This window comes from Kitasatospora sp. NPDC058190 (assembly GCF_042883685.1).
Taxonomy (GTDB): Bacteria; Actinomycetota; Actinomycetes; order Streptomycetales; family Streptomycetaceae; genus Kitasatospora.
This window is the reverse complement of sequence record NZ_JBHVVI010000129.1, coordinates 1-23978: the sequence shown is the minus strand read 5'-3', so window position 1 is coordinate 23978 and position 23978 is coordinate 1. Positions and strand designations below refer to the sequence as shown.

At 73.3% G+C, this 23978-nt stretch carries 13 protein-coding genes; 3 read left to right on the top strand and 10 right to left on the bottom strand.

Annotated elements, in window-relative coordinates; all coding sequences use genetic code 11:
- Positions 1-115: 115 nt before the first annotated feature.
- Complete coding sequence (locus tag ACFVWU_RS37585) at positions 116-1723, bottom strand: S8 family serine peptidase (RefSeq protein WP_387629446.1); 1608 nt, start codon at positions 1721-1723, stop codon at positions 116-118.
- A gap of 211 nt (positions 1724-1934) precedes the next feature.
- Between ACFVWU_RS37585 and ACFVWU_RS37580 the strand changes: the two genes are divergently transcribed.
- Complete coding sequence (locus tag ACFVWU_RS37580; RefSeq protein WP_387629444.1) at positions 1935-6626, top strand: ATP-dependent helicase; 4692 nt, start codon at positions 1935-1937, stop codon at positions 6624-6626.
- Between the two features lie 76 nt (positions 6627-6702).
- Here ACFVWU_RS37580 and ACFVWU_RS37575 read toward each other — a convergent pair whose 3' ends face one another.
- The 9 genes from ACFVWU_RS37575 to ACFVWU_RS37535 form a co-directional block, all read right to left on the bottom strand.
- Positions 6703-6996: a hypothetical protein gene (locus ACFVWU_RS37575; RefSeq protein WP_387629442.1), complete on the bottom strand. Its 294-nt coding sequence runs from the start codon at positions 6994-6996 to the stop codon at positions 6703-6705.
- Positions 6997-7053: 57 nt separating this feature from the next.
- On the bottom strand, positions 7054-7422 hold the full coding sequence (locus ACFVWU_RS37570) for a helix-turn-helix transcriptional regulator (protein ID WP_359964922.1): 369 nt from the start codon (positions 7420-7422) through the stop codon (positions 7054-7056).
- A gap of 317 nt (positions 7423-7739) precedes the next feature.
- Complete coding sequence (locus ACFVWU_RS37565) at positions 7740-8216, bottom strand: CinA family protein (RefSeq protein ID WP_380615210.1); 477 nt, start codon at positions 8214-8216, stop codon at positions 7740-7742.
- 17 nt (positions 8217-8233) lie between these two features.
- Positions 8234-8872 carry a CDP-diacylglycerol--glycerol-3-phosphate 3-phosphatidyltransferase gene (gene pgsA, locus ACFVWU_RS37560; protein ID WP_387629440.1) on the bottom strand — a complete coding sequence of 213 codons (639 nt, stop codon included), beginning with the start codon at positions 8870-8872 and terminating at the stop codon, positions 8234-8236.
- Complete coding sequence (gene rimO, locus ACFVWU_RS37555) at positions 8869-10374, bottom strand: 30S ribosomal protein S12 methylthiotransferase RimO (RefSeq protein WP_387629438.1); 1506 nt, start codon at positions 10372-10374, stop codon at positions 8869-8871. Before rimO ends, pgsA begins: the two co-directional genes overlap by 4 nt.
- A gap of 97 nt (positions 10375-10471) precedes the next feature.
- Positions 10472-11341, bottom strand: a complete 870-nt coding sequence (locus tag ACFVWU_RS37550; RefSeq protein ID WP_387629435.1) for a helix-turn-helix domain-containing protein — start codon at positions 11339-11341, stop codon at positions 10472-10474.
- Between the two features lie 261 nt (positions 11342-11602).
- Positions 11603-14299 (bottom strand): DNA translocase FtsK, encoded by a 2697-nt coding sequence (locus ACFVWU_RS37545; protein WP_387629433.1) that lies wholly within the window; start codon positions 14297-14299, stop codon positions 11603-11605.
- A 169-nt stretch (positions 14300-14468) separates the two neighbouring features.
- The gene (locus ACFVWU_RS37540; protein ID WP_387629431.1) at positions 14469-15104 is read right to left on the bottom strand and encodes a response regulator; all 636 of its coding nucleotides are present in this window, start codon (positions 15102-15104) and stop codon (positions 14469-14471) included.
- A 323-nt stretch (positions 15105-15427) separates the two neighbouring features.
- Positions 15428-20032, bottom strand: a complete 4605-nt coding sequence (locus ACFVWU_RS37535; RefSeq protein ID WP_387629449.1) for a HAMP domain-containing protein — start codon at positions 20030-20032, stop codon at positions 15428-15430.
- Between the two features lie 496 nt (positions 20033-20528).
- On the opposite strand from ACFVWU_RS37535, the gene ACFVWU_RS37530 reads away from it, so the two are divergent.
- Complete coding sequence (locus tag ACFVWU_RS37530) at positions 20529-23075, top strand: SpoIIE family protein phosphatase (RefSeq protein ID WP_387629428.1); 2547 nt, start codon at positions 20529-20531, stop codon at positions 23073-23075.
- 254 nt (positions 23076-23329) lie between these two features.
- Positions 23330-23893, top strand: coding sequence for an acetate uptake transporter (locus tag ACFVWU_RS37525; protein WP_387629426.1), 564 nt, complete (start codon positions 23330-23332; stop codon positions 23891-23893).
- Positions 23894-23978 lie beyond the last annotated feature (85 nt).

The following is a 23978-nucleotide window of genomic DNA, read 5'->3' as shown; positions in this document are numbered from 1 at the left end:
CCCCAACCCCCCCTATTGGTCTTTAAAAAAACCACCCAGCCCCCGGAGCGGCCACCCCCGGAGCCGCCCCCGGCCACCCACCCTCCCGAAAGCCCCCCACCACCACAGAAACGCCTCAACGGGGCAACGCCAACAACCCCGCCCCGAAGTACTGCCGATCCCCACAAGCCCGCGGCCCCACCGGACACCCCGCCGCAGCCGTGGTCGCCAACAGGGCGGCCAACCCACCGGACCCCAGATCCGGATGCAACGCCGCCGCGACCGCCACCGCCCCGGCGACATGGGCCGCCGCCATCGAGGTCCCCGCCAGCGCCGCGTACTGCCCGCCGGGCCAGTCGGAGACGATCGCCCCCTGCGCCCCGCCGTCCGGATCCCCGCCCGGGGCCGCGAGCGAGACGTGCCCGCGCCCGTAGTTGGTGTACGAGGACGGACGCCCGTCCCGGTTCACGGCGGTGACGGTGACCACGCCCGGGAGTTCGCCGGGAAGGCGAATGCACTCGGTGCCCAGGTAGCGGGTGCGGGCCGGCTCGGAGCCCCGGTCGTTGGGGCTGCGTTCGTCGGTCCGGGCCGCACCGAGGTCCTGTCCGTCGTTGCCGGCCGAGGCGACCACCACCGCGCCCTTGCGCTGGGCGTACGCGGCGGCCCGGCCGACGGCCGCGACCAGCGCCGCCTGGTCCCGGTCCTCGGGGCAGTTGTACTTCCACGGGTCCGCGAAGTAGCTGTTGTTGATCGCCCTGGCCCCGTGGTCGGCCGCCCAGAGCATGCCGCAGACGATGTTCTCCGCGTAGTACTGCCCCAGCGGCCCGAGCAGCCGGACGGCGGCGATCCGCACCCCCGGCGCGACCCCGGTGACGCCCTTCCCGTCCCGGGCCGCGCCGATGATCCCGGCGACGTGGGTGCCGTGTCCGCTCTCCCCCACCCCTGAGTCGGGCCGCCAGGAGCCGGTCCTGGCGTCCGGCCGCCCGTCCGCACAGGAGGCCGAGGCCTTCGGGTCGACGGCGGCCCACAGGTCCGGGTGGCTGTCGTCCACGCCCGAGTCCAGCACCGCGACCAGCACCTTGTGCAGCGCCTCGGCACTCGGCGTCGCCCCGCCGGTGTCCCCGGTCCGCCCCGAGGCCGGCCCCAGCATGGCGAGGTTCCAGGCGCCGCCCTCCGCCGGATCGGGCACGGTGGGCGTCCCGCCCTCCTCCCCCTCGGAAGCCGCCCGCCCGCGGGCGGTCACACGCGCGCCAGTCGTCACACGCCCGTCGGGGACCGTACGCCCACCTGGAGCCACGCGTCCGCCGGAAGTCGCACGCCCCGCCGAACTCCCCCGCTCCGCCCCCGCCGCGAAGTCCCCGGTCCCGTCCACCGCCCGCGGCGGCCCCACCACCGGCGCGGTCCGGGTCGCCCCCACGGCGGCGATCCCCGGCCTGGCCCGGACCCTGTCCGCGAAGCCGCCGGTCGCGTACGCGAGCACCGCCCCGATCTGCGGGTACTCCTGCACCACCTGTCCGCCCGCCGCCCGGCTCTCCGCCCCCGCCCGGGCGGCGCCCTCGGCGTCCTCCTGCCCGGCCAGCACCAGGTAGCTCAGGTACGCCCGCCCGGGCCCGGAGACGTACGGCACGGCCCCGCCGACCACCAGGGCCGTGAGCAGCATCGCCAGCAGCATCCGGACGGGCCCGCGGACCCTGCGCCGGCGGACCGCGCGGGCGGGACTGCCGGACTGGTGCGCCTGCGCCATCCCACGGTCTCCGCTCGTCGGTCCGGTGAGGTCACGGCATGCGGGCCACGGCGGTGCGGTCACAGCCACGGATTGATCACATGTCCGATTCATTACGATATAAGTGGTTTATCGTTCCTGCCTTCTCGACTACACCCACGGCCACACCCGCACCCTCGACGAGCCCCCGCCCGCCGGCCCGCGTGTCAGTCCCACCCGGCACCATGGGGGCATGGCGCCCCAGCACCCGACCCCGCCCTCCGACGACCCCCTGGCCGGATTCGCCCCGGCCACCCGGGCCTGGTTCACCGGCGCCTTCTCCGCCCCCACCACCGCCCAGTCCGAGGCCTGGCGCGCCATCCGGCGGGAGACCGACGTCCTGGTGGTCGCCCCCACCGGCTCCGGCAAGACACTCGCCGCCTTCCTCTCCGCGCTGGACCGCCTCAGCAGCACCCCGCCCCCCGCCGAGCCCAAGCGCCGCTGCCGGGTGCTCTACGTCTCGCCGCTCAAGGCCCTCGCGGTGGACGTCGAGCGCAATCTCCGCGCCCCGCTGACCGGCCTGCGCCAGGCCGCCGTCCGCCTCGGCCTGCCCGAGCCGGAGATCCAGGTCGCGATCCGCTCCGGCGACACCCCCGCCGCCGACCGCCGCCGCTTCACGACCCACCCGCCGGACATCCTGATCACCACCCCCGAGTCGCTCTTCCTGCTGCTCACCTCCGCCTCCCGGGAGGCGTTGCGCGGTGTGGACACGGTGATCCTGGACGAGGTGCACGCGGTCGCCGGCACCAAGCGCGGCGCCCACCTCGCACTCAGCCTGGAGCGGCTGGACGAGTTGCTGGACCGCCCGGCCCGCCGGATCGGCCTGTCCGCCACGGTGCGCCCGGTCGAGGAGGTGGCCCGCTTCCTCAGCCCCCAGCGCGGCGCCGTCGTCGTCCAGCCCGCCGCCGCCAAGGAGTTCGACCTCTCGGTGGTCGTCCCCGTCCCCGACCTGGACGACCTGCCCGCCGCCCCGGCCACCGGCGGCGCCGCCGGCAGCGACCCCCAGCGTCAGGCCTCGATCTGGCCGCACGTCGAGGAGCGGATCGTCGACCTGGTCGAGGCGCACCGCTCGACCATCGTCTTCGCCAACTCCCGCCGCCTGGCCGAGCGCCTGTGCAACCGGCTGAACGAGATCGCCCACGAGCGCGCCACCGGCACCGCCGTCCCCGAGGCGCACGCCCCGGCCCAGTTGATGGGCGGCTCGGGCGCCGCCAAGGGTGCGCCCGCGGTCATCGCGCGGGCGCACCACGGCTCCGTCTCCAAGGAGCAGCGCTCGCTCGTCGAGGAGGAGTTGAAGGCCGGTCGGCTGCCCGCCGTGGTCGCCACCTCCAGCCTGGAGCTGGGCATCGACATGGGCGCCGTGGAGCTCGTCGTCCAGGTCGAGTCCCCGCCGTCGGTCGCCTCCGGCCTGCAGCGGGTCGGCCGGGCCGGCCACCAGGTCGGCGCCGTCTCCACCGGCGTCTTCTTCCCCAAGTACCGGGGGGACCTGGTGCAGTCCGCCGTGGTGACCGAGCGGATGCGGGCCGGCCGGATCGAGGCGCTGCGCATCCCGCGCAACCCGTTGGACGTGCTGGCCCAGCAGCTGGTCGCGATGACGGCCCTGGACGCCTGGCCGGTGGACGACCTGCTCACCGTGGTCCGCCGCGCCGCGCCCTTCGCCACCCTCCCGCAGTCCGCCTTCGACGCCGTGCTCGACATGCTGGCCGGCCGCTACCCCTCGGACGCCTTCGCCGAGTTGCGTCCCCGGGTGGTCTGGGACCGGGTGGCCGGCACGGTCACCGGCCGCCCCGGTGCCCAGCGCCTGGCCGTCACCTCCGGCGGCACCATCCCCGACCGCGGCCTGTTCGGCGTCTTCATCGCCGGCACCGACCCGAAGAAGGGCGGCGGCAGGGTCGGCGAGCTGGACGAGGAGATGGTCTACGAGTCCCGCGTCGGCGACGTGTTCACCCTCGGCACCACCTCCTGGCGGATCGAGGAGATCACCCACGACAAGGTGCTGGTCACCCCCGCCCCCGGCGTCCCGGGCCGGCTCCCGTTCTGGAAGGGTGACACCCTCGGCCGCCCGCTCGAACTCGGCCGCGCGCTGGGCGCGTTCACCCGCGAGCTGGGCGGCCTCCGGCCGGAGGCCGCGACCGAGCGCCTCAAACAGGCCGGCCTGGACGACTGGGCCGCCGCCAACCTGCTCGACTACCTCGCCCAACAGCGCACCGCCTGCGGCCACCTCCCGGACGACCGCACCATCGTGGTCGAGCGCTTCCGGGACGAGCTCGGTGACTGGCGGATCGTCATCCACTCCCCGTTCGGCGCCCAGGTGCACGCCCCCTGGGCCCTGGCCCTGGGCGCCCGGCTGCGCGAGAAGCACGGCCTGGACCCCCAGGTCATGCACGCCGACGACGGCATCGTGCTCCGCCTGCCCGACGCCGATCTCCTGGCCCCCGACTTCGATTTCAGCAGCCCGTCCGAACCCTCCGGTTCGCCCCCGGACGAGGCCCCGGTCGGCGCCGACGCCGCCCTGTTCGACCCCGGCGAGATCGAGCAGCTGGTCACCGACCAGGTCGGCGGCTCCGCCCTGTTCGCCTCCCGCTTCCGCGAGTGCGCCGGCCGCGCCCTGCTGCTCCCCCGCCGCAACCCCGGCCGCCGCACCCCGCTCTGGCAGCAGCGCCAGCGCGCCGCCCAACTGCTCGAAGTCGCCTCCGAGTACGGCTCGTTCCCGATCGTCCTGGAGGCCGTCCGGGAGTGCCTGCAGGACGTCTTCGACGTCCCCGGCCTGGTCGAGCTGATGGGCGACCTGGAGTCCCGCGCGGTCCGCCTGGTCGAGGTCACCACCCCCGAGCCCTCGCCCTTCGCCCGCTCGCTGTTGTTCGGCTACGTCGCCCAGTTCCTCTACGAGGGCGACTCCCCGCTCGCCGAACGCCGCGCCGCCGCCCTCTCGTTGGACTCCCGGCTGCTGTCCGAGCTCCTCGGCCAGGCCGAGCTGAGCGAACTGCTCGACCCCGGGGTCCTCGCCGAGCTGGAGGCCGAACTCCAACGCCTCACCCCCGAGCGCCGGATCAAGGACGCCGAGGGCGTCGCCGACGCCCTGCGCCTGCTCGGCCCGCTCACCGAGGCCGAGTTGACCGCCCGCGGCGCCGAACCGCTCTGGGCCCTGGAGCTGGAGGCCGCCCGCCGGGTGATCCAGGTCCGGATCGCCGGCGAGCAGCGCTGGGCCGCGATCGAGGACGCCGGGCGGCTGCGCGACGCGCTCGGCACCCCGCTGCCGGTCGGCGTCCCCGAGGCCTTCACCGAGCCGGTCAAGGACCCGCTGGGCGACCTGCTGGCCCGCCACGCCCGTACCCACGGCCCGTTCACCGCGGCCGAGGCGGGCGCCCGCTACGGCCTGGGCACCGCCGTGGTCACCGGCACCCTGCACCGGCTCACCGCCGCCGGCCGCCTGGTCCAAGGGCAGTTCAGGCCCGCCGAGAGCCACACCGCCCCCGAGTGGTGCGACGCCGAGGTGCTGCGCCGGCTGCGCCGCCGCTCGCTGGCCGCCCTGCGCCAGGAGGTCGAGCCGGTCCCGCCGCGTGCCCTGGCCGCCTTCCTCCCGCAGTGGCAGCACCTGGCCGGCCACCGGCTGCGCGGCCCGGACGGCCTGCTCCGGGTGGTCGAGCAGCTCCAGGGCACCGCCCTGCCCGCCTCCGCTCTGGAGAAACTGATCCTCCCGGCCCGGCTCGCCGACTACTCCCCCGGCCTGCTGGACGAGCTGACGGCCGCCGGCGAGATCGGCTGGTGCGGCGCCGGCGCGCTGCCCGGCAAGGACGGCTGGCTGAGCCTGCACCTGGCCGAGAACGCCCACCTGCTGCGCCCCGAGCCCGTCCCGCCCGCGCTCACCCCGCTGCACAGCGCGCTGATGCAGGCGCTGGCCGGCGGCTACGGCCTGTTCTTCCGCCAACTGGTCCAGCAACTCCCGGAGGACACCGCCGAGCCGGAGATCGTCGAGGCGCTCTGGGACCTGGTCTGGGCCGGGTACGTCACCAACGACACCCTGGCCCCGCTGCGCGCCCTGCTCGGTTCCGGCCGTACCGCGGGCGCCACCGCCCACCGCGCGCCCAGGGCCACCCCGCGCGGCCGCTACGGCGGCGCCGGCCGCGCCTTCGGCCGGGTCGGCGGAGCGCTGCGCAGCGGCCCGCCGACGGTGGCCGGGCGCTGGTCGCTGCTGCCCGCCTTCGCCGCCGACCCGACGGTCCGGGCCACCGCCCAGGCGCAGAGCCTGCTGGACCGGCACGGTCTGCTCACCCGGGGCGCGGTGGCGGCCGAACGGGTGCCCGGCGGCTTCGCCGGCGTCTACCGGGTGCTCGCCGCGATGGAGGAGCGCGGCCGGGCCCGCCGGGGCTACTTCGTCGAGGGCCTGGGCGGCGCCCAGTTCGCCATGGAGGGCGCGGCCGACCGGCTGCGCTCGGTCAGCGGCCGGCTGGAGCGGGCCCGCAGCACCGAGTGGCCGGCCGCCCCGACCGCCGAACCGCCGCAGCTGCTGGTGCTGGCCGCCGCCGACCCGGCGAACGCCTACGGCGCCGCCCTGCCCTGGCCCGAGCCGCCCACCGTCCCCGGCCGCAAGGAGTCCACCGCCCATCGACCGGGCCGCAAGGCGGGCGCCCTGGTGGTCCTGGTGGACGGCGAGCTGGCGCTGTACGTGGAGCGGGGCGGCAAGTCCCTACTGGCCTGGCCCGAGGACGGGGCGACCCGGGCGCTGGCCGCCGGGGCGCTGGCCGAGGCGGTCCGCGCGGGCGCGCTCGGCAGCGTCACGGTGGAGCGGGCCAACGGTGAGCCCGCGCTCGGTTCCGACCTCGGCCGCGCCCTGGAGGAGGCCGGTTTCCACGCCACCCCGCGCGGCCTCCGGCTGCGGCCCTAGGGAGCCGCGTCCGGAGCGTGCGCGGGAACGCCGAAGGCCGCGGGGTCAACGACCCCACGGCCTCAGCCACATCTGATCATCCGACCGGCGGCGACTGCGTCTCCACCCGGCCCACGGCCTCCTGACGCCGACGCCGGACCGGTCCGGTCGCGTTCCGGTCGGCGTGGACCGGGATGAGGCCGAGACCCCAACCACCGGCCGCGAGCAGTCCCAGCACCGCGCCGTCGGCGAGTTGCCCCCTGACAGCCAGCAACCACCAACCGAGCCCGGCCGTCAGGGCCACCGGGGCCCATCTGGCCGGCCAGGGCACCAACCGCCGCGCCCGCAGCCCTATTCGGGCCACCGCGCGCACCGTCGCGAGTCTCCGCACGACCGCCCTCCTCCGCTCGCCCCGGGCATCGGTGGAGCCCGGGTGTCGAGGCCGGAATCAGGCGGCGACCACGTCCATCGCAGCGGCCTTGGGCGACATGGTCGCCCGGTCGGCGCCGGGGGCGGGCAGCGGAACCGGTTCGAGTACCGGCCTCAGCAGATCACCTTCGGAGAGGGTGGCCATCGCCGCAAGTTCGGCGAGCGACAGCTCGTCGCTGACCTCGCGCATGACCTCGGACATCCGGACGTCGAGTGCGTCGCAGATGGCGGAGAGCAGCTCCGAGGAGGCCTCCTTCTGTCCCCGCTCGACCTCGGAGAGGTATCCGAGCGAAACCCTGGCGGCCGCCGACACCTCGCGGAGTGTGCGGCCCTGGCGCTGGCGCTGCCGACGCAGTACATCGCCCAGTAGGCGACGGAGCAGGATCATCGGTGCCTCCCTCCTCGGACTGCGGATCGAGATGTCACGCCCCCACCGTACCGCCTTGCCCGCTTCGCGTGCGGGGACCCCGGTCGTGTTCACTCTGGGCTGCAAGGCCGTCCCCCTCCTCGTTCCGGTGTCACACCCGGGTTCGCGGGCCCCTCGTGGTACCCGACGCGGCCCACCCGGCCACCATCACGCAACTCGTTCGCCATCTGGTATCTGCCCAACCAGGACCTCGGATGTAACACGATCCTCCAGCAGTGCCATACCCGCGCGTGCCGGTTCGACAGATCTCGGTTCGGTGGAGATCCTCCGCCGGGCCCCTATCGAGCGAGCCGGCCGACGAGCAGCTCCAGTGCGGCGGTCACCGCTCCGTGACGGATTGTGGCACGACCACCCGACAGCAGGGGCGAACTGACCAGAGTTCCCCCCGGGCCGGCCACCGCCAGGTGTACCGTGCCGACCGGCTGACCGTCCTGCGGGTCCGGACCGGCCACCCCGGTCGTCGCGAGCCCGTACGTGGCCCCCAGCAGCCCCCGCACGCCCTCGGCCATCTGCCGCGCCACCACCGGGTGCACCGGGCCGTACACGTCCAACAGGCCCTCGTCCACACCGAGCACCGAGGCCTTCAGCTCGGTCGCGTAGGCGGTGACCGAGCCGCGGAAGGTCGCGGACGCCCCGGGGACGTCCACCAGCGCGGCGGCCAGCAGCCCGCCGGTCAGCGACTCGGCGACGGCCAGGGTGCCCCCCTGGGCCCGCAGCGCGGTGTGCGCCCGATCGGCCAGCTCGTAGTCCGTCACCCGGTCTCCCCCGTCGCTCACCGGTCCGCGCGCTCCGCGGCCGTTCCCTCGCGGCGCAGTCGCAGCGCCTGTCCGATGTAGTCCAGCGCGGTGGCGACGGTGAGCAGCACCGCCAGGGCCATCAGGACGGCCCGTCCGGTGGCCAGCCAGCCGGTCAGCGGCAGGACGTACATGCCGACCGCGGTGCCCTGGGTCAGCGTCTTGAGCTTGCCGCCGCGGCTGGCCGGGATGACCCCGTAGCGGATCACCCAGAAGCGCATCAGCGTGATGCCGAGCTCGCGGGCCAGGATCACCACGGTGACCCACCAGGGCAGGTCGCCGAGCAGCGAGAGGCCGATCAGCGCCGAGCCCATGATCGCCTTGTCGGCGATCGGGTCGGCGATCTTCCCGAAGTCGGTGACCAGGCCCTTGCGGCGGGCGAGTTCACCGTCGAACAGGTCGGTGATCATCGCGATCGCGAACGCGGCCCAGGCGACGGCGCGCCACTTGGGGTTGTGCCCGCCGTCGGCGAACAGCAGCGCCACGAAGACCGGGACCAGCAGGACCCGGACCATCGTGAGCACGTTGGCGATGTTCCAGATACCCGGCGCCGGCGGGAGGGCGGCCGCCGGTCTGCCCGGGTGGGCCGCGGCCGGGGCGCCGGGCCCCTTGGTCATTCCCCGGCTCCCGGAGCCTCGGCCCCCGAAGTCCTGGGCAGTCGCACCTGCTCCAGCGCCTCGGCGATCAGGTCGACGCCCTCGCTGGCCACCACGGTGGCCCGCCAGAACTGCCCGACCTCCGGGTTCTCGACGCCGTTCAGGGTGGTCAGGCCGTCGGTCTCCGGAGCCTGGTGGGCGGAGCGGCCCTCGACCACGCCGTCCTCGACCGACTCGATCAGCACCTCGACCTCGGTGCCGATCCGCTGCTCGGCCCGCTGGGCGGTCATCTCCTCGGCGAGGCGGCTCAGCCGGCTCAGCCGGTCCGCGACCACGTCCTCGGGCAGCTTGCCGTCGTAGGTCGCGGCCTCGGTGCCCTCCTCGTCGGAGTAGCCGAAGACGCCGATCGCGTCCAGTCCGGCGTGGGTGACGAAGCGCTCCAGCTCGGCGTAGTCCTCCTCGGTCTCCCCGGGGAAACCGACGATGAAGTTGGACCGGGCACCGGCCTGCGGGGCCTTGTCGCGGATGGTCTTCAGCAGCTCCAGGAACTGGTCGGTGGAGCCGAAGCGGCGCATCCGGCGCAGCACGGCGGGCGCCGAGTGCTGGAAGGACAGGTCGAAGTACGGCACCACGTCGGTGGTCCCGGTCATCGCGTCGATCAGGCCCGGGCGCATCTCGGCCGGCTGCAGGTAGGAGACCCGGACCCGCTCGACGCCCTCGATCGCGGAGATCTCGCCGAGCAGCGTCTCCAGCAGCCGGATGTCGCCGAGGTCCTTGCCGTACGAGGTGTTGTTCTCGCTGACCAGGACGATCTCGCGGACGCCCTGCTCGGCCAGCCACTGGGCCTCGTGCAGCACGTCGGAGGGGCGGCGGGAGATGAACGAGCCCCGGAAGGCCGGGATGGCGCAGAAGGAGCAGCGCCGGTCGCAGCCGGAGGCGAGCTTGACCGAGGCGACCGGGCTGTCGTCCAGCCGCTTGCGCAGGGTGCGCGGGCCGGAGGCGGGCGCCAGGCCGTCGGGCAGGTCGGCGATCGGCTCGGCGGCGGCCTCGGCGCCGTGGCCGGGCAGCGCGACGGCCTCGGCGGCGGACTGCCGCTCGGCGGGGCTGATCGGCAGCAGCTTGCGGCGGTCGCGCGGGATGTGCGGGGCATGGTGGCCGCCGGAGAGGATGGTCTGCAGGCGGTCGGAGATGTCGGCGTAGTCGTCGAAGCCGAGCACGCCGTCCGCCTCGGGCAGCGCGTCGGCGAGCTCCTTGCCGTACCGCTCGGCCATGCAGCCGACCGCGACGACGGCCTGGGTGCGGCCGTGGCCCTTGAGGTCGTTGGCCTCCAGCAGGGCGTCCACGGAGTCCTTCTTGGCGGCCTCGACGAAGCCGCAGGTGTTGACGACGGCGACGTCCGCCTCGGCGGCGTCGTCGACGAGCAACCAGCCGTCGGCTTCCAGTCGCCCGGCGAGTTCCTCGGAGTCCACCTCGTTGCGGGCGCATCCGAGCGTGACAAGGGCGACAGTGCGGCGTTCAGGCATAGGCCCAAGATTAACGCGCGGCCTCCGGTGCCGTTCGCCCCGGAGGCCGTGTGCCATGGATCAGCTGATCATCAACGGCCCTCGACGGCCCCTGTGGTCAGCCAGCCTGCGGGTCTCCGGGGGTGTACGTGACGTGCACCACCTGGCCGTCCTTGCCGAGGACCCCGAGGTCCTTGCCGTTGACGTACGCGTGCACGGCCCCGCCGTTGCCGAGCACCAGCTTGATCTGCTTGGGGTCGGTGAAGGTCTGGTCCTGGCCGTCGCTGATGTTGTTCTGGAACAGCGACTTGCCGTTGCCGTCCATCGCCGAGACCCAGCTGGTGCCCTGGGCGACCAGCTTCACGGTGACCTTGTCGGCCGGGACGGCGGCGATCGCGGCGGCGCTCGGCGCGGGCGCCGGCGGCTGGACGGCGGGCGTTTCCGGGGCGACCGAGCCGGTGCCGGAGCCGCTGGGCAGCGGCGCGCTGGCGGAGCCGGTGGTGCCGGTGGTGCCGTGGCCGCCCTTGCCGCTCACCAGGTTGAAGCCGATCAGCGCGACCACCGCGACGATCGCGGCGACCATGGCCGCCGCCCAGTTCGGCCGGCCGCGGCTGGGCACCCTGATCGGGCCGCTGTCGATCAGCTGGGTGGCCGGGCGCTTGGCGGCCGGCGAGCCGCCGTGCGCGGCGTCGTAGCGGGCGACCAGCGCCTCGCCGTCCACGCCCACCGCGCGGGAGATCGCGCGGATGTGCCCGCGGGCGTAGAAGTCGCCGCCGCAGCGGTCGAAGTCGTCCTCCTCGATGGCGTGGACGATCGGCACCCGCACCCGGGTGGCGGTACTCACCTGGTCCACCGTGAGTCCCGCCTCGATCCGGGAGGCGGACAGCACCCGGCCGATGCTCGGGGCATCGGCCGCCTGCACCGCGTCGTCGGTCGGCTCGACGGACGACGGGGGGATCTCGCGGTCGGAGGACTTGCCGATGGTCACGGGGCACGCCTTTCGAGCGGATGGCCACCTGCTGGAGAACAGTGTAGGGGCGTGGACGGATCGTTGCCCAAGCAGAAACGGGACGGAATGCGCGCGCCCGTTCCGACCGGGGGCCGGCCCCCCGCTGACCGGTCGTCAGCGGGGACTCGCGGGCACCCGGAGTGCGCTTTCCGGCCTGTGACGCGGTGTACGGACGTTCGGTTCCCCACACCGCGCCCACCCTCCTCCGAACGGGTGAACACACCCGGAGGGCACGGCCCGTCAGCCCCGCAGGGTCACCAGCACACCGTCCAACTCGTCCGGCTTCACCAGGACGTCGCGGGCCTTGGAGCCCTCGCTCGGACCGACGATCCCGCGCGACTCCATCAGGTCCATCAGCCGGCCCGCCTTGGCGAAGCCGACCCGGAGCTTGCGCTGGAGCATCGAGGTCGAGCCGAACTGGGTGGAGACCACCAGCTCGGCCGCCTGGATCAGCAGGTCGAGGTCGTCGCCGATCTCCTCGTCGATCTCCTTCTTCGGCCCGGCCCCGGCCATCACGTCGTCCCGGTAGACGGCGCTCAGCTGGTCCTTGCAGTGCTGCACCACCTTGGCGATCTCCGCCTCGGTGACGAACGCGCCCTGCATCCGGATCGGCTTGCTCGCGCCCATCGGCAGGAAGAGCGCGTCGCCCTTGCCGATCAGCTTCTCCGCGCCGGGCTGGTCCAGGATGACCCGGGAGTCGGCCATCGCGGAGGTCGCGAAAGCCAGCCGGGACGGCACGTTGGCCTTGATCAGGCCGGTGACCACGTCCACCGAGGGCCGCTGGGTGGCGAGCACCAGGTGGATGCCGGCCGCGCGGGCCAGCTGGGTGATCCGGACCACCGAGTCCTCGACGTCGCGCGGCGCGACCATCATCAGGTCGGCCAGCTCGTCGACGATCACCAGCAGGTACGGGTACGGCCTCAGCTCCCGCTCGCTGCCCAGCGGCGGGGTGACCCTGCCGGCCTTCACCGCCTCGTTGAAGTCGTCCACGTGCCGGAAGCCGTACGCCGCGAGGTCGTCGTAGCGCAGGTCCATCTCGCGCACCACCCACTGGAGGGCCTCGGCGGCCTTCTTGGGGTTGGTGATGATCGGCGTGATCAGGTGCGGGATGCCCTCGTACGCGGTCAGCTCGACCCGCTTGGGGTCGACCAGGACCATCCGCACCTCGTCCGGGGTGGCCCGGGCGAGGATCGAGGTGATCAGGCAGTTGATGCAGGACGACTTGCCGGCGCCGGTCGCACCGGCCACCAGGATGTGCGGCATCTTGGCGAGGTTGGCCATCACGGTGTGGCCCTCGACGTCCTTGCCCATGCCGACGACCATCGGGTGGGTGTCCTCGGCGGCCGTGCGCGAGCGCAGCAGGTCGCCGAGGTTGACCATCTCGCGGTCCCGGTTGGGGATCTCGATGCCGACCGCGGACTTGCCCGGGATCGGGCTGATGATCCGCACGTCCGGGCTGGCCACCGCGTACGCGATGTTCTTGGCGAGCGCGGTGATCCGCTCCACCTTGACGGCCGGGCCGAGCTCGACCTCGTAGCGGGTGACCGTCGGGCCGCGGGTGAAGCCGGTGACCTTGGCGTCCACCTTGAACTCGGCGAAGGTGCCGGTGAGCTGGGCCACCACCTCGTCGTTGAGGGCGCTGCGGGCCTTGGCCGGGCCGCCGCGCTCCAGCAGGTCGAGCGAGGGCAGCGCGTAGGTGATGCCCTCGCCGAGCTGGAGCTGCTCCATCCGCACCGGCGCCGGACCGTGCTCCGCGGGCGCGCCCGGGCCGCCGCTGCGCGCGGCCGGGACGGCGGGCTCCTCCGGCGCTGCGGTGAGGTCCTTGACCTGGTGCATCATGTCCGCCACCGCGGAGGAGGCGGGCACCCCGTAGACCAGCGCGCCGTCCAGGTCGGCGGCCGCGCCGGCGGCGAGGTCGCGGGTGGCGTACGGGTCCGGCGGCTCCTCGTCGAGCGGCTCCTTGTCCAGCGAGATGCGACGGACGGCCTCCGGCTGCTCCTCGTCGTCGGCGCTCTGTTTGCGCCGCCGCCGGCGACGGCGGGCGGCCACCTCGTCGGTCGGGTCGTCACCGTCGGTGTCCAGGGTGAACGGCATGGCGTCGGGGTCGGCGTCCTCCGGCGGGTCGGTGGACAGCCCGCGCTCCGGCGTACGCCCCCAGCGCGGCTCGTCCTCCGGCCCGGGCTCGATCACGCCGAGCCGTATGAACAGCCCCCGCACCCGCTCGCCGATCCGGTTGACCGGGGTGGCGGTGACCACCAGCAGGCCGAAGAAGGCCAGCAGCAGGAGCAGCGGCACGGCCAGCGCCGGCCCGGCGGCGGCCATCATCGGGGTGGACGCGGCCCAGCCGATGATCCCGCCGGCCGCCCTTATCCGGGCGGCCCCGCTGCCCATCATGGGCGCGCCGCACCCGATGTGGACCAGGCCGAGGACGCCGACCAGCAGCGCGCCCAGCCCGATCACGATCCGGCCGTTGGCCTCCGGCAGCTCGGGGTGGCGCCAGAGCCGGATCGCGATGCCGGCCAGCAGGAACGGCACCAGCACGTCGAGCCGCCCGAACAGCCCGGACACCACGGCGGTGGCCGCCTCGCCCAGCCAGCCCTGCGGGCTGAACCAGGTGCCGGCGGCGGTCACCATCCCGAGTGCGAACAGCACCAGGCCCAGTCCGTCCTTGCGGTGGGCCGGGTGGAGGTTCTTGGCGCCGTCGCCGACGCCGCGGAAGATCGCGGCGATCGGGCTCGCCAAGGCGTTGAGGAGCCGCATCAGCCCCGAGCGGGACGGCGGTGGCGGCGGGGCCGACTTGGCCGCCGCCTTCTTCGCGGGGGCCCTGCGAGCTGCCGCCTTCTTCGCGGGCGGCTTGCCCGGGGCCTTCGCCGCGGCCTTCTTGGACGGTCCCGGAGTCGACTTACGTGCCGCGTTCCCGGGCGTGCGAGTGGCCATGGGTCAGCAGCCTACCGGTGTGGACCACCGGTGCACATGCGGCCGAGCCGGAGCGCCCGGACGTGTCGCAGACACACCGTCACGCCGACCGGCTTTCACCCGGCCGCACCGTCAAACCACCCGGACGGCCTAACGCGGGGGCCAGCTCCGCGCGCGCCCGGCGGACGTCCTACGAGCTGCCCGGGCGCATCGCGTCCAGGGCCCGGCGCAGGCCGACGAGCTTGCGCTCCAGGTGCGCCGCGGTGGCGGCCACCCCGGCGTCCTCGGCCCCGTCCAGCTGCTTGCCCAGCGCCTCCGCCTGCTCCTCGACCGCCGCCAGCCGTGCGGACAGCTCGCCCAGCAGCGCCCCGCCGAGGACCGGCTCGCCACCGCCCGCCTCCAGTTGCAGCCGCAGCAGCGCGGCCTGCTCCTTCAGCTGGCAGTTCTTGACGTACAGGTCGACGAAGACCGAGACCTTGGCCCGCAGCACCCACGGGTCGAAGGGCTTGGAGATGTAGTCCACCGCCCCGGCCGCGTAGCCGCGGAAGGTGTGGTGCGGCCCGTGGTTGATCGCGGTGAGGAAGATGATCGGGATGTCCCGGGTGCGCTCGCGACGCTTGATGTGAGCGGCGGTCTCGAAGCCGTCCATGCCCGGCATCTGGACGTCCAGCAGGATCACCGCGAAGTCGTCGGTCAGCAGCGCCTTGAGCGCCTCCTCGCCGGAGGCGGCGCGCACCAGCGTCTGGTCCAGGGCGGAGAGGATCGCCTCCAGCGCCAGCAGGTTCTCCGGTCGGTCGTCGACCAGGAGGATCTTCGCCTTCTGCATGGGGGCCCGCCCTCCTGTCGCCTGCCTGCCGCCCGGTGAAGGCACCCGCGTACTGCCCACCGCTACCCCGGTCATGCTAGCCGCACCCCCTCGCCCGGCACATCGCTCCGTCGAGACCCGATCCGGAACGGCGCGCAGTCAGTGCTCCGGCGCACGCTCACCAGTGTGTCGCCGTCCGGTCACTGTTCGCAACGATCGGTGACCCTACCGGGTTCCCGGGCCCGTCCGCCAGCAAACCGGCCGACCGGCAGGCGTGAACCCCGGGGCCCGGCCCGGAGTTCACGCCGCACGGAACGCACCTTTTGACGGCTCGCTCGCTTCACTCACTCACGCCTGCGGTCCCCGTTCAACCACTCGTGCATCACCGACAGCAGGTGGTCGGTCTCCACCGGCTTGGTGATGTGGTCGGTGGCGCCCGCCTCCAGCGACTTCTCGCGGTCGCCCTTCATCGCCTTGGCGGTCAGCGCGATGATCGGCAGCCCGGCGAACTGGGGCATCCGACGGATCGCCTCGGTGGTCGCGTAGCCGTCCATCTCCGGCATCATGATGTCCATCAGGACCAGCGCCACGTGCTCGTGCTGCTCCAGCATCTCGATGCCCTCGCGGCCGTTCTCGGCGTACAGGACGGTCAGGCCGTGCTGTTCCAGCACGCTGGTCAGGGCGAACACGTTGCGCACGTCGTCGTCCACGATCAGCACCTGCTGGCCGCCGAAGCGGGTGTCGCCACGGCCCGGCCGGGGCTGCTGCGCGGGCTCCGCCTGGCGGGGCGCGGCGGCGCTCTCCAGGGCGGCGCTGCGCCGGCGCTCCAACGCCCCGCGGCGGCGCTCCTCGGCCAGCTCCCGGACCTCCTGGGCCCAGTGGTCGGCCGGGTTCTCACCCACCGGCACCGGCAGGCCCACCGGGGTCACCCCGACCGAGGCGCGCGGCGCCGGCGCGACCGACTGGCCCGGGCGCTCGACGGGGCCGGCGTCCGGGGCCTCGGTGCGCAGCGGCAGGTACAGGGTGAAGGTCGAGCCCCGGCCCAGCTCGCTCTCGGCGTGGATCTCGCCGCCGAGCAGCCGGGCGATCTCGCGGCTGATCGACAGTCCGAGGCCGGTGCCGGCGTACTTGCGGCTGATGGTGCCGTCGGCCTGCTTGAACGCCTCGAAGATCTCCCGCAGCTTGTTGCCGGGGATGCCGATGCCGGTGTCGGAGACCGAGAAGGCGATCAGCTCGTCGTCCGGGCCCTGGATCGAGCCGAACTCCAGCAGCCGCTCGCGCACGTGCTGGGGGACGTCCCGGCCGGCCGCGCTGATCGAGAAGTCGACGCCGCCGGTGTCGGTGAACTTGACGGCGTTGGAGATCAGGTTGCGCAGCACCTGCTGGAGCCGCTGCTCGTCGGTGTGCAGGGTGACCGGCAGGGCGGGCGAGACCCGGACCGCGAAGTCCAGGTTCTTGTCCAGGGCGACGGGCTGGAAGGTGGCCTCGACGTAGTCGACCAGCTGGACCAGGGCGATCCGGGCCGGGCGGACGTCCATCTTGCCGGCCTCGACCTTGGACAGGTCGAGGATGTCGTTGATCAGCTGGAGCAGGTCGGAGCCGGCACCGTGGATGGTGTCGGCGAACTCGACCTGTTTGGGCGAGAGGTTGCCCTCGTTGTTGTCGGAGAGCAGCTTGGCCAGGATCAGCAGCGAGTTGAGCGGGGTGCGCAGCTCGTGCGACATGTTGGCGAGGAACTCGCTCTTGTAGCGGGAGGCCAGGGCGAGCTGTTCGGCGCGCTCCTCAAGGACCTGCCGGGCCTCCTCGATCTCGCTGTTCTTGATCTCGATGTCGCGGTTCTGCTGGGCGAGTTGCTCGGCCTTCTCCTGCAACTCCTCGTTGGTGCGCTCCAGTTCCTCCTGGCGCGCCTCCAACTCGGCCGAGCGCATCGAGAGTTCGGCGGTGAGCCGCTGGGACTCCAGCAGCAGGCCCTCGGTCTTGGTGTTGACGCTGATGGTGTTGACGGTGACGCCGATCAGGTCGGCGATCTGGTTGAGGAAGTCCAGCGCGACGGTGGTGAAGGAGCTGAACGTGGCCAGCTCGATCACGCCCAGCAGCCGGCCCTCGAACTGCACCGGCAGCACCACGATGTGGGCCGGCGAGGCCTCGCCGAGGCCGGAGGCGATCTTGAGGTACCCGGGCGGCGCCTCCTTGACGATGATCGCCCGCTTCTCCGTCGCGGCCTGGCCGATCAGCGACTCGCCGGGCCGGAAGGTGGTCGGCATCGCCCGCCGCTGGTAGCCGTAGCTGCCGATCAGCCGCAGCACGGTGTCGTTCTCGTCGTCGTCCTCGGTGATCAGCTCGGCGGTGCGGCCGGCCGGCTGGGCCAGGAAGAAGGCGCCGTGCTGGGCGGAGACCACCGGGGTCAGCTCGGTCATGATCAGCGAGGCGACCGCCTCCAGGTCCCGGCGGCCCTGGAGCAGGCCGGAGATCCGGGCCAGGTTGGTCTTGAGCCAGTCCTGCTCCTGGTTGGTGCGGGTGGTCTCGCGCAGGTTGGCGATCATCTGGTTGATGTTGTCCTTGAGCTCGTCGAGCTCCCCCGCGGCGTCCACGTCGATCCGCAGGCTCAGGTCACCCCTGGTCACCGCGGTGGCGACCTGGGCGATCGCGCGCACCTGCCGGGTCAGGTTGTTGGCCAGCTCGTTCACCGACTCGGTGAGGTCCTGCCAGGTGCCGTCCACGCCGGGCACCCGGGCCTGGCCGCCCAGGCGCCCGTCGGTGCCCACCTCCCGGGCGACCCGGGTGACCTCGTCGGCGAAGGCCGAGAGCTGGTCGACCATGGTGTTGATGTTGGTCTTGAGCTGGAGGAACTCGCCGCGCGCGTCGACGTCGATCTTCTGCGACAGGTCGCCGCGGGCGACCGCCGTGATCACCAGCGCGATGTTGCGGACCTGGCCGGTGAGGTTGTTGGCCATCTGGTTGACGTTGTCGGTCAGGTCCTTCCAGATGCCGGCCACGCCCGGCACGCTCGCCTGACCGCCCAGGGTGCCGTCGGTGCCCACCTCGCGGGCCACCCGGGTGACCTCCACCGCGAACGCGGACAGCTGGTCGACCATGGTGTTCAGGGTCCCGGCGAGCGTCGCGATCTCGCCTTGGGCATCGATGGTGATCTTCTTGGAGAGGTCGCCGCGGGCCACCGCGGAGGCGACCTCGGCGATGTTGCGCACCTGACCGGTCAGGTTCGACGCCATGAAGTTGACGTTGTCGGTCAGGTCCTTCCAGATGCCCGACACCCCGCGCACCCGTGCCTGACCGCCCAGGATGCCCTCGGTACCCACCTCGCGCGCCACCCGGGTGACCTCGTCGGCGAAGGCCGACAGCTGGTCGACCATCGTGTTGACGGTGGTCACCAGCTCCAGGATCTCGCCCCGGGCGTCGACGGTGATCTTCTTCGACACGTCGCCGCGCGCCACCGCGGTGGTCACCTCGGCGATGTTGCGGACCTGGCTGGTCAGGTTGTTGGCCATCAGGTTGACGCTGTTGGTCAGGTCCTTCCAGGTGCCGGACACCCCGGGCACGCTGGCCTGGCCGCCGAGGATGCCCTCGGTGCCGACGTCCCGGGCCACCCGGGTCACCTCGTCCGCGAAGGAGGAGAGCTGGTCCACCATCGTGTTGATGGTGTTCTTCAGCTCCAGGATCTCCCCGCGCGCGTCCACCTGGATCTTCTGCGACAGGTCTCCCTTGGCGACCGCGGTCGTCACCTGGGCGATGTTGCGCACCTGATCGGTGAGATTGTTCGCCATGAAGTTGACGTTGTCGGTCAGATCCCGCCACACCCCGGCCGCCCAGGGCACCTGCGCCTGACCACCGAGCCGCCCCTCGGTGCCCACCTGACGGGCCACCCGGGTCACCTGTTCCGCGAAGCCGGACAGCTGGTCCACCATCGTGTTGATGGTGTTCTTCAGCTCCAGCATCTCGCCGCGCGCGTCCACCTCGATCTTCTGCGAGAGGTCCCCGCGCGCCACCGCCGTGGTCACCTGGGCGATGTTGCGCACCTGGCCGGTCAGGTTGCCGGCCATGAAGTTCACCGAGTCGGTCAGCTCGCGCCACACCCCGGCCACGCCCGGCACCTGCGCCTGACCACCGAGCCGGCCCTCGGTGCCGACGTCCCGGGCCACCGTGGTGACCTGGGCGGCGAAGCTGTTCAGCTGGTCCACCATCGTGTTGACGGTGTTCTTCAGCTCCAGCATCTCGCCGGCCACGTCCACGGTGACCTTGCGGGACAGGTCGCCCTTGGCCACCGCCGTGGTCACCTGGGCGATGTTGCGCACCTGCGCGGTCAGCCGGCCCGCCATGGTGTTGACCGAGTCCGCCAGGTCCTTCCAACTGCCGGACACACTGCGGACCTTGGCCTGACCGCCGAGCTTGCCCTCGGTGCCCACCTCGAGGGCCACCCGGGTCACCTCGTCGGTGAACTCCGAGAGCTGGTCCACCAGTCCGTTGACGGTCCGCCCGATCTTCAGGTACTCGCCGCGCAGCGGGTGGCTCACCCCGTTGCTGTGCAGCGAGCGCAGCTCCATCTTCTGGTCCAGGTCGCCCTCGGCGATCGAGGTCAGCACCCGGCCCACCTCGGCCATCGGACGGGCCAGGTCGTCGATCAGCGCGTTGCAGTTGTCGACGGCCGCCATCCAGGCGCCCTCGCCCGCACCGGTCTCCAGCCGCTCGTTCAGCCGGCCCTCGCGGCCCACCGCCCGCCGCACCCGGGCCAGTTCACCGGTCAGGTGCTGGTTGCGCTCGGCGACCTCGTTGAACACCGCGGCGATCTCCGCCAGCGGTCCGTCGCCCGGAACCGTCAGCCGGCGGCGGAAGTTGCCGTCCCGCATCGCGGTCAACGCGGCCAGCAGCTTGCGCAGATCGGCCGGCTCGGCGCCGCGGTTGTGACCCGATCGCCGGCCGGCCGCGCTCCGCAGCGCCGTCCCGGACCGTCCACCGCGCGGAGCGGGCGGCGTCGTACCGGTTGCGTCCTTGGTTGCGTCCTTGGTGGCCGAACTCAACGGGCCCCTCCCACGTAGTGAACTGTCCGGTGACCGCCGTGCCGTACGGCACGCACCCGGGCACCGGCCCGGCTGGGCTGCGTACCGGCGGACCCCGCGGCGCACCGGCACCCACACGACCGTACTGCTCCCACCGGCCGTCGCGGACCCCCCAGTCTGGCAGTACTGGCACCGGGTATACGGGTGGTTGCGCTCGGTTGGTACCGCACCGTCCGAAACAGGTGGGCAGAATCACCCTCAGGTGCCTGTTTCGCGGCCCCGCCCCCACGGGGAACCAAGCGGAAAGTAGGGTGGAGCGCTGCACCGGGCCGCGACCCGACCCAGCGCCGCCGCCCACCCCGACGGCGCGCACGGGGAAGTCGGCGCCGCACCCGGACAGCCAGGGCAAGAGCAGCAGAGGAGAAGTGGCAACGTGGTCACCGCGCGCGCAGCCGCCACCTTCGATCCCGACGGCCGGTCCGCGGCCGCCGCCCGGAGTTTCGTCCGGGACGCGCTGCTCGGCTGGGGCCTGCCCGAGGTCGTCGACGACGCCGTCGTCCTGGTCAGCGAACTGGTCACCAACGCCGTCGTGCACGCCGGCACCGCCGCCGAGGTCTGCTGCCTGCGCGAGGAGGAGACCGTCCGGATCGAGGTCACCGACCACCACCCCGAGCGCGGCCTGCCCTCGCTCGGCGACGGGCACCGCTACGCCGACCCCGACGGCGAGGGCGGCCGGGGCCTGCTGATGTGCTCCGCCCTGGCCGAGCGCTGGGGCGTCGAGTACGCGGCCGGGCAGAAGACCGTCTGGTTCCGGCTCACCCTGCCCGCCCACGTGGTCGGCACCCGCTACGCCGTCCCCGCCACCCCCGGCAGCGACCTGCCCAGCAGCCCCGGACCGGTGCACGTCGCCGTCGTCCAGCTCGACGAGGACGGCCGCGTCCTGGCCTGGAACCCGGACGCCGCGGCCCTCTTCCAGTACCCCGCCGCCGCTGTCCTCGGCCGCCCCTGGGCCGACCTCGCGGTCTGGCCGCAGTCCGCCGGCCGCGGCCTCGGCCTCACCGACACCCTGCGGCTGGCCCGCTGGGAGGGCGGCTACGGCGTCCGCCGCGCCGACGGCGAGGAGGTCGAGGTGTACGGCGTCCAGGTGCGCGTGCGTGACACCGAGGGCGTCCCCTCCACCCTCTGCCTGCTCGTCCTCGAACCCGACCGCGCCGTGCTGCGCTCCCCCGCCCGCACCCTGCCCGGCGAGCGCCCCGACCCGACCGGCCCCCGGCTCGACCTGCTGGCCGGCCCGGTCGACACCGACGATCTCGACACCCTGCTCCAGCGCACCGTCGAACGCGCCCGCGACCTGCTCGACGCCGACGCCGCGTACCTGCTGCTCACCACCGACGACGAGACCGAGTTCGAGCTCCGCGCCGCCGCCGGCCTCAACCACGGACACCGCCGGCACGCCCGCTTCCCGGTCGGGACCGGCAACCGCTACGAATCCGCCCGGCTGCCCTCCGTCCACGAGGACCTCGCCGCCCGCCCCACCGGCCTGCCGCTGCTCGCCGACAGCGGCATGCGTTCCCTGGTCACCGTCCCGCTCAAGGTCGAGGGCCGACTGATCGGCTCGCTCGGCATCGCCACCGCCGTGCCCGGCCGCTACGACAACGAGGACGCGCTGCGGCTGCAGTTCGCCGCCGACCGGGTCGCCCTGGCCGTCGAGAGCACCCGGCTGACCGAGCTGGAACGGCTGCGCCGCGGCTCGCTCTCCTTCCTCGTCGAGGCCTCCGACCTGCTGGCCGGCACCCTCGAACACGAGCAGACCCTCGCCCTGATGGCCCAGATGGCCGTCCCCACCCTCTCCTCCTGGTGCGCCGTCTACACCAACGGCGACCACGGCGCCTCGGCCGGCCTCGCCTTCGTCCTGCACGAGGACGAGGACCGGATCGACCCGCTGCGCGACCTGCTCGACAAGACCCCCGCCCCCGAGGCCGGCCCCACCCACGGCGTCCGCTTCTGGACGGCTCCCGCCAGGACCGCCGAGGCCCTCGGCCTCACCGACAGCCCCGAACTGGCCGGACTGCTCGGCGAGACCGTGGTGCTGCCGCTGACCGCCCGCAACCGGGTCATCGGCCTGCTCGCGCTGGGTGTCCCGTCCGGCGTCCGGTTCCGCCAGGAGATCCTCGAACTCGCCGAGGACCTCTCCCGCCGGGCCGCCCTCGCCCTCGACAACTCCCGGCTCTACTCGGAGCGCACCGCCACCAGCCAGGCCCTCCAGCGCAGCCTGCTGCCCCCGGACCTGCCCGAGATCCCGGGCGTCGAGGTGGACGTCTACTACCAGGCGGCCGGCGAGGGCAACGAGGTCGGCGGCGACTTCTACGACCTGTTCACCATCCGCGAGGGCACCTACGGCTTCGCGATCGGCGACGTCTGCGGCACCGGCCCCGAGGCCGCCTCGGTCACCGGCCTGGCCCGGCACTCGCTGCGGCTGCTCGCCCGCGAGGGCCTGGACGCCCCGCAGGTGCTCCGCCGGCTCAACGCGGCCATCCTGGACGAGGGTTCGCGCAGCCGCTTCCTCACCCTGCTCTACGGCGAACTGACGCCCCGCCCGGACGGCAGCACCGAACTGTCCCTGGTCTGCGCCGGCCACCCGCTGCCGCTGCGACTGCGCACCGACGGCCGGGTCGACCGGGCCGCCACCCCGCAGCCGCTGCTCGGCGTCATGGACGACCTCGACCTCACCGCCGAGCACCTGGTGCTCTCCCCCGGCGAGGTCCTGCTCTGTGTCACCGACGGTGTCACCGAACGCCGTGAGGGGCGGCGGATGCTGGGCGACGACGGCTTGGCCGAGGTGCTCACCGGCTGCACCGGCCTGACCGCCGGAGCGGTCGCGCTGCGGGTGCAGCGCGCGGTCGAGCGCTTCGCCCCGGAGCCGCCGTCCGACGACATGGCGATCCTGACCCTGCGGGTGCCGACCCAGCGCACCACCTGACACGGTCACAAATTGTTATCTTCACAAGGGTACAAGCGAGTTGGGCCGGGTACACCGATCTAGCCGGGGAATCTCCCCCGGCGGGGACGTGACCAGTGGCTCTCCGCTGGCCCATCACTTCTGACCTCACTTCTGACCGCTGCCCGCGCACGCCCTTCGCCGTGCGCCCTCGGGGCGGTCGCGCGCATCCACTCACCGAAACGACACCAAGCGTCACTGCGCCCTGCGCGCGCCCAGAGTGAAAGGAGCCTCCGGTGAGCAACGACGCTACCGGGGCATCGAACGCCCGCTCCACCGGAGCCGACGCGGGTAACCTCGGCTACCTCGCCCTCGGCCTGACACTGCTCGCCTACGGTCTGCTCTCCACCGGAATCCTGCACGGCGCCGGTGTCGGGGACGCGGCCCACCTCGCTCACCTGCTCGGCGGCGTCACCCTCTTCATCGCGGGCCTGTGGCAGCTCCGCCGCGGCGAGGGCTTCACCGGCACCGCCTTCACCAGCCTCGGCGCCTTCTGGGCGACCTGGTCGGTGGCGGGCGGCGTGAGCAAGAACGCGGCCGGTCTGTTCCTGCTGCTGTGGGCCCTGCTCGCCCTCAGCCTCACGGCGGCCAGCTGGGGCGCCGGTCTGTTCAGCCGCGCCGTCTACGGTCTGCTGACGCTCTCCCTGGTGCTGTCCGCCATCGCCACCTTCGGTGGGTACGGCGGCCTCGCCAAGGCGGCCGGCTGGATCGCGGCCGTCTCCGGGCTCGTCGCCTGGTACTGGGCCACCTCCGCACTGAGCAACGGCTCCTGGGGGAAGGTCGCCCTGCCGGTCAAGTGATCTGCTTCAGCCGCTCCTCGGCACCACTGCGGGGTGGGGGGGGGGGGCGACGCAGCCCAGCCCCACCGCGGGCCCCCCCCCCCCC

Coding starts and splice junctions, on each gene's coding strand:
- ACFVWU_RS37585 (WP_387629446.1), bottom strand. CDS start 1,723: ATGGCGCAGGCGCACCAGTCCGGCAGTCCCGCCCGCGCGGTCCGCCGG.
- ACFVWU_RS37580 (WP_387629444.1), top strand. CDS start 1,935: ATGGCGCCCCAGCACCCGACCCCGCCCTCCGACGACCCCCTGGCCGGA.
- ACFVWU_RS37570 (WP_359964922.1), bottom strand. CDS start 7,422: ATGATCCTGCTCCGTCGCCTACTGGGCGATGTACTGCGTCGGCAGCGC.
- pgsA (WP_387629440.1), bottom strand. CDS start 8,872: ATGACCAAGGGGCCCGGCGCCCCGGCCGCGGCCCACCCGGGCAGACCG.
- rimO (WP_387629438.1), bottom strand. CDS start 10,374: ATGCCTGAACGCCGCACTGTCGCCCTTGTCACGCTCGGATGCGCCCGC.
- ACFVWU_RS37545 (WP_387629433.1), bottom strand. CDS start 14,299: ATGGCCACTCGCACGCCCGGGAACGCGGCACGTAAGTCGACTCCGGGA.
- ACFVWU_RS37540 (WP_387629431.1), bottom strand. CDS start 15,104: ATGCAGAAGGCGAAGATCCTCCTGGTCGACGACCGACCGGAGAACCTG.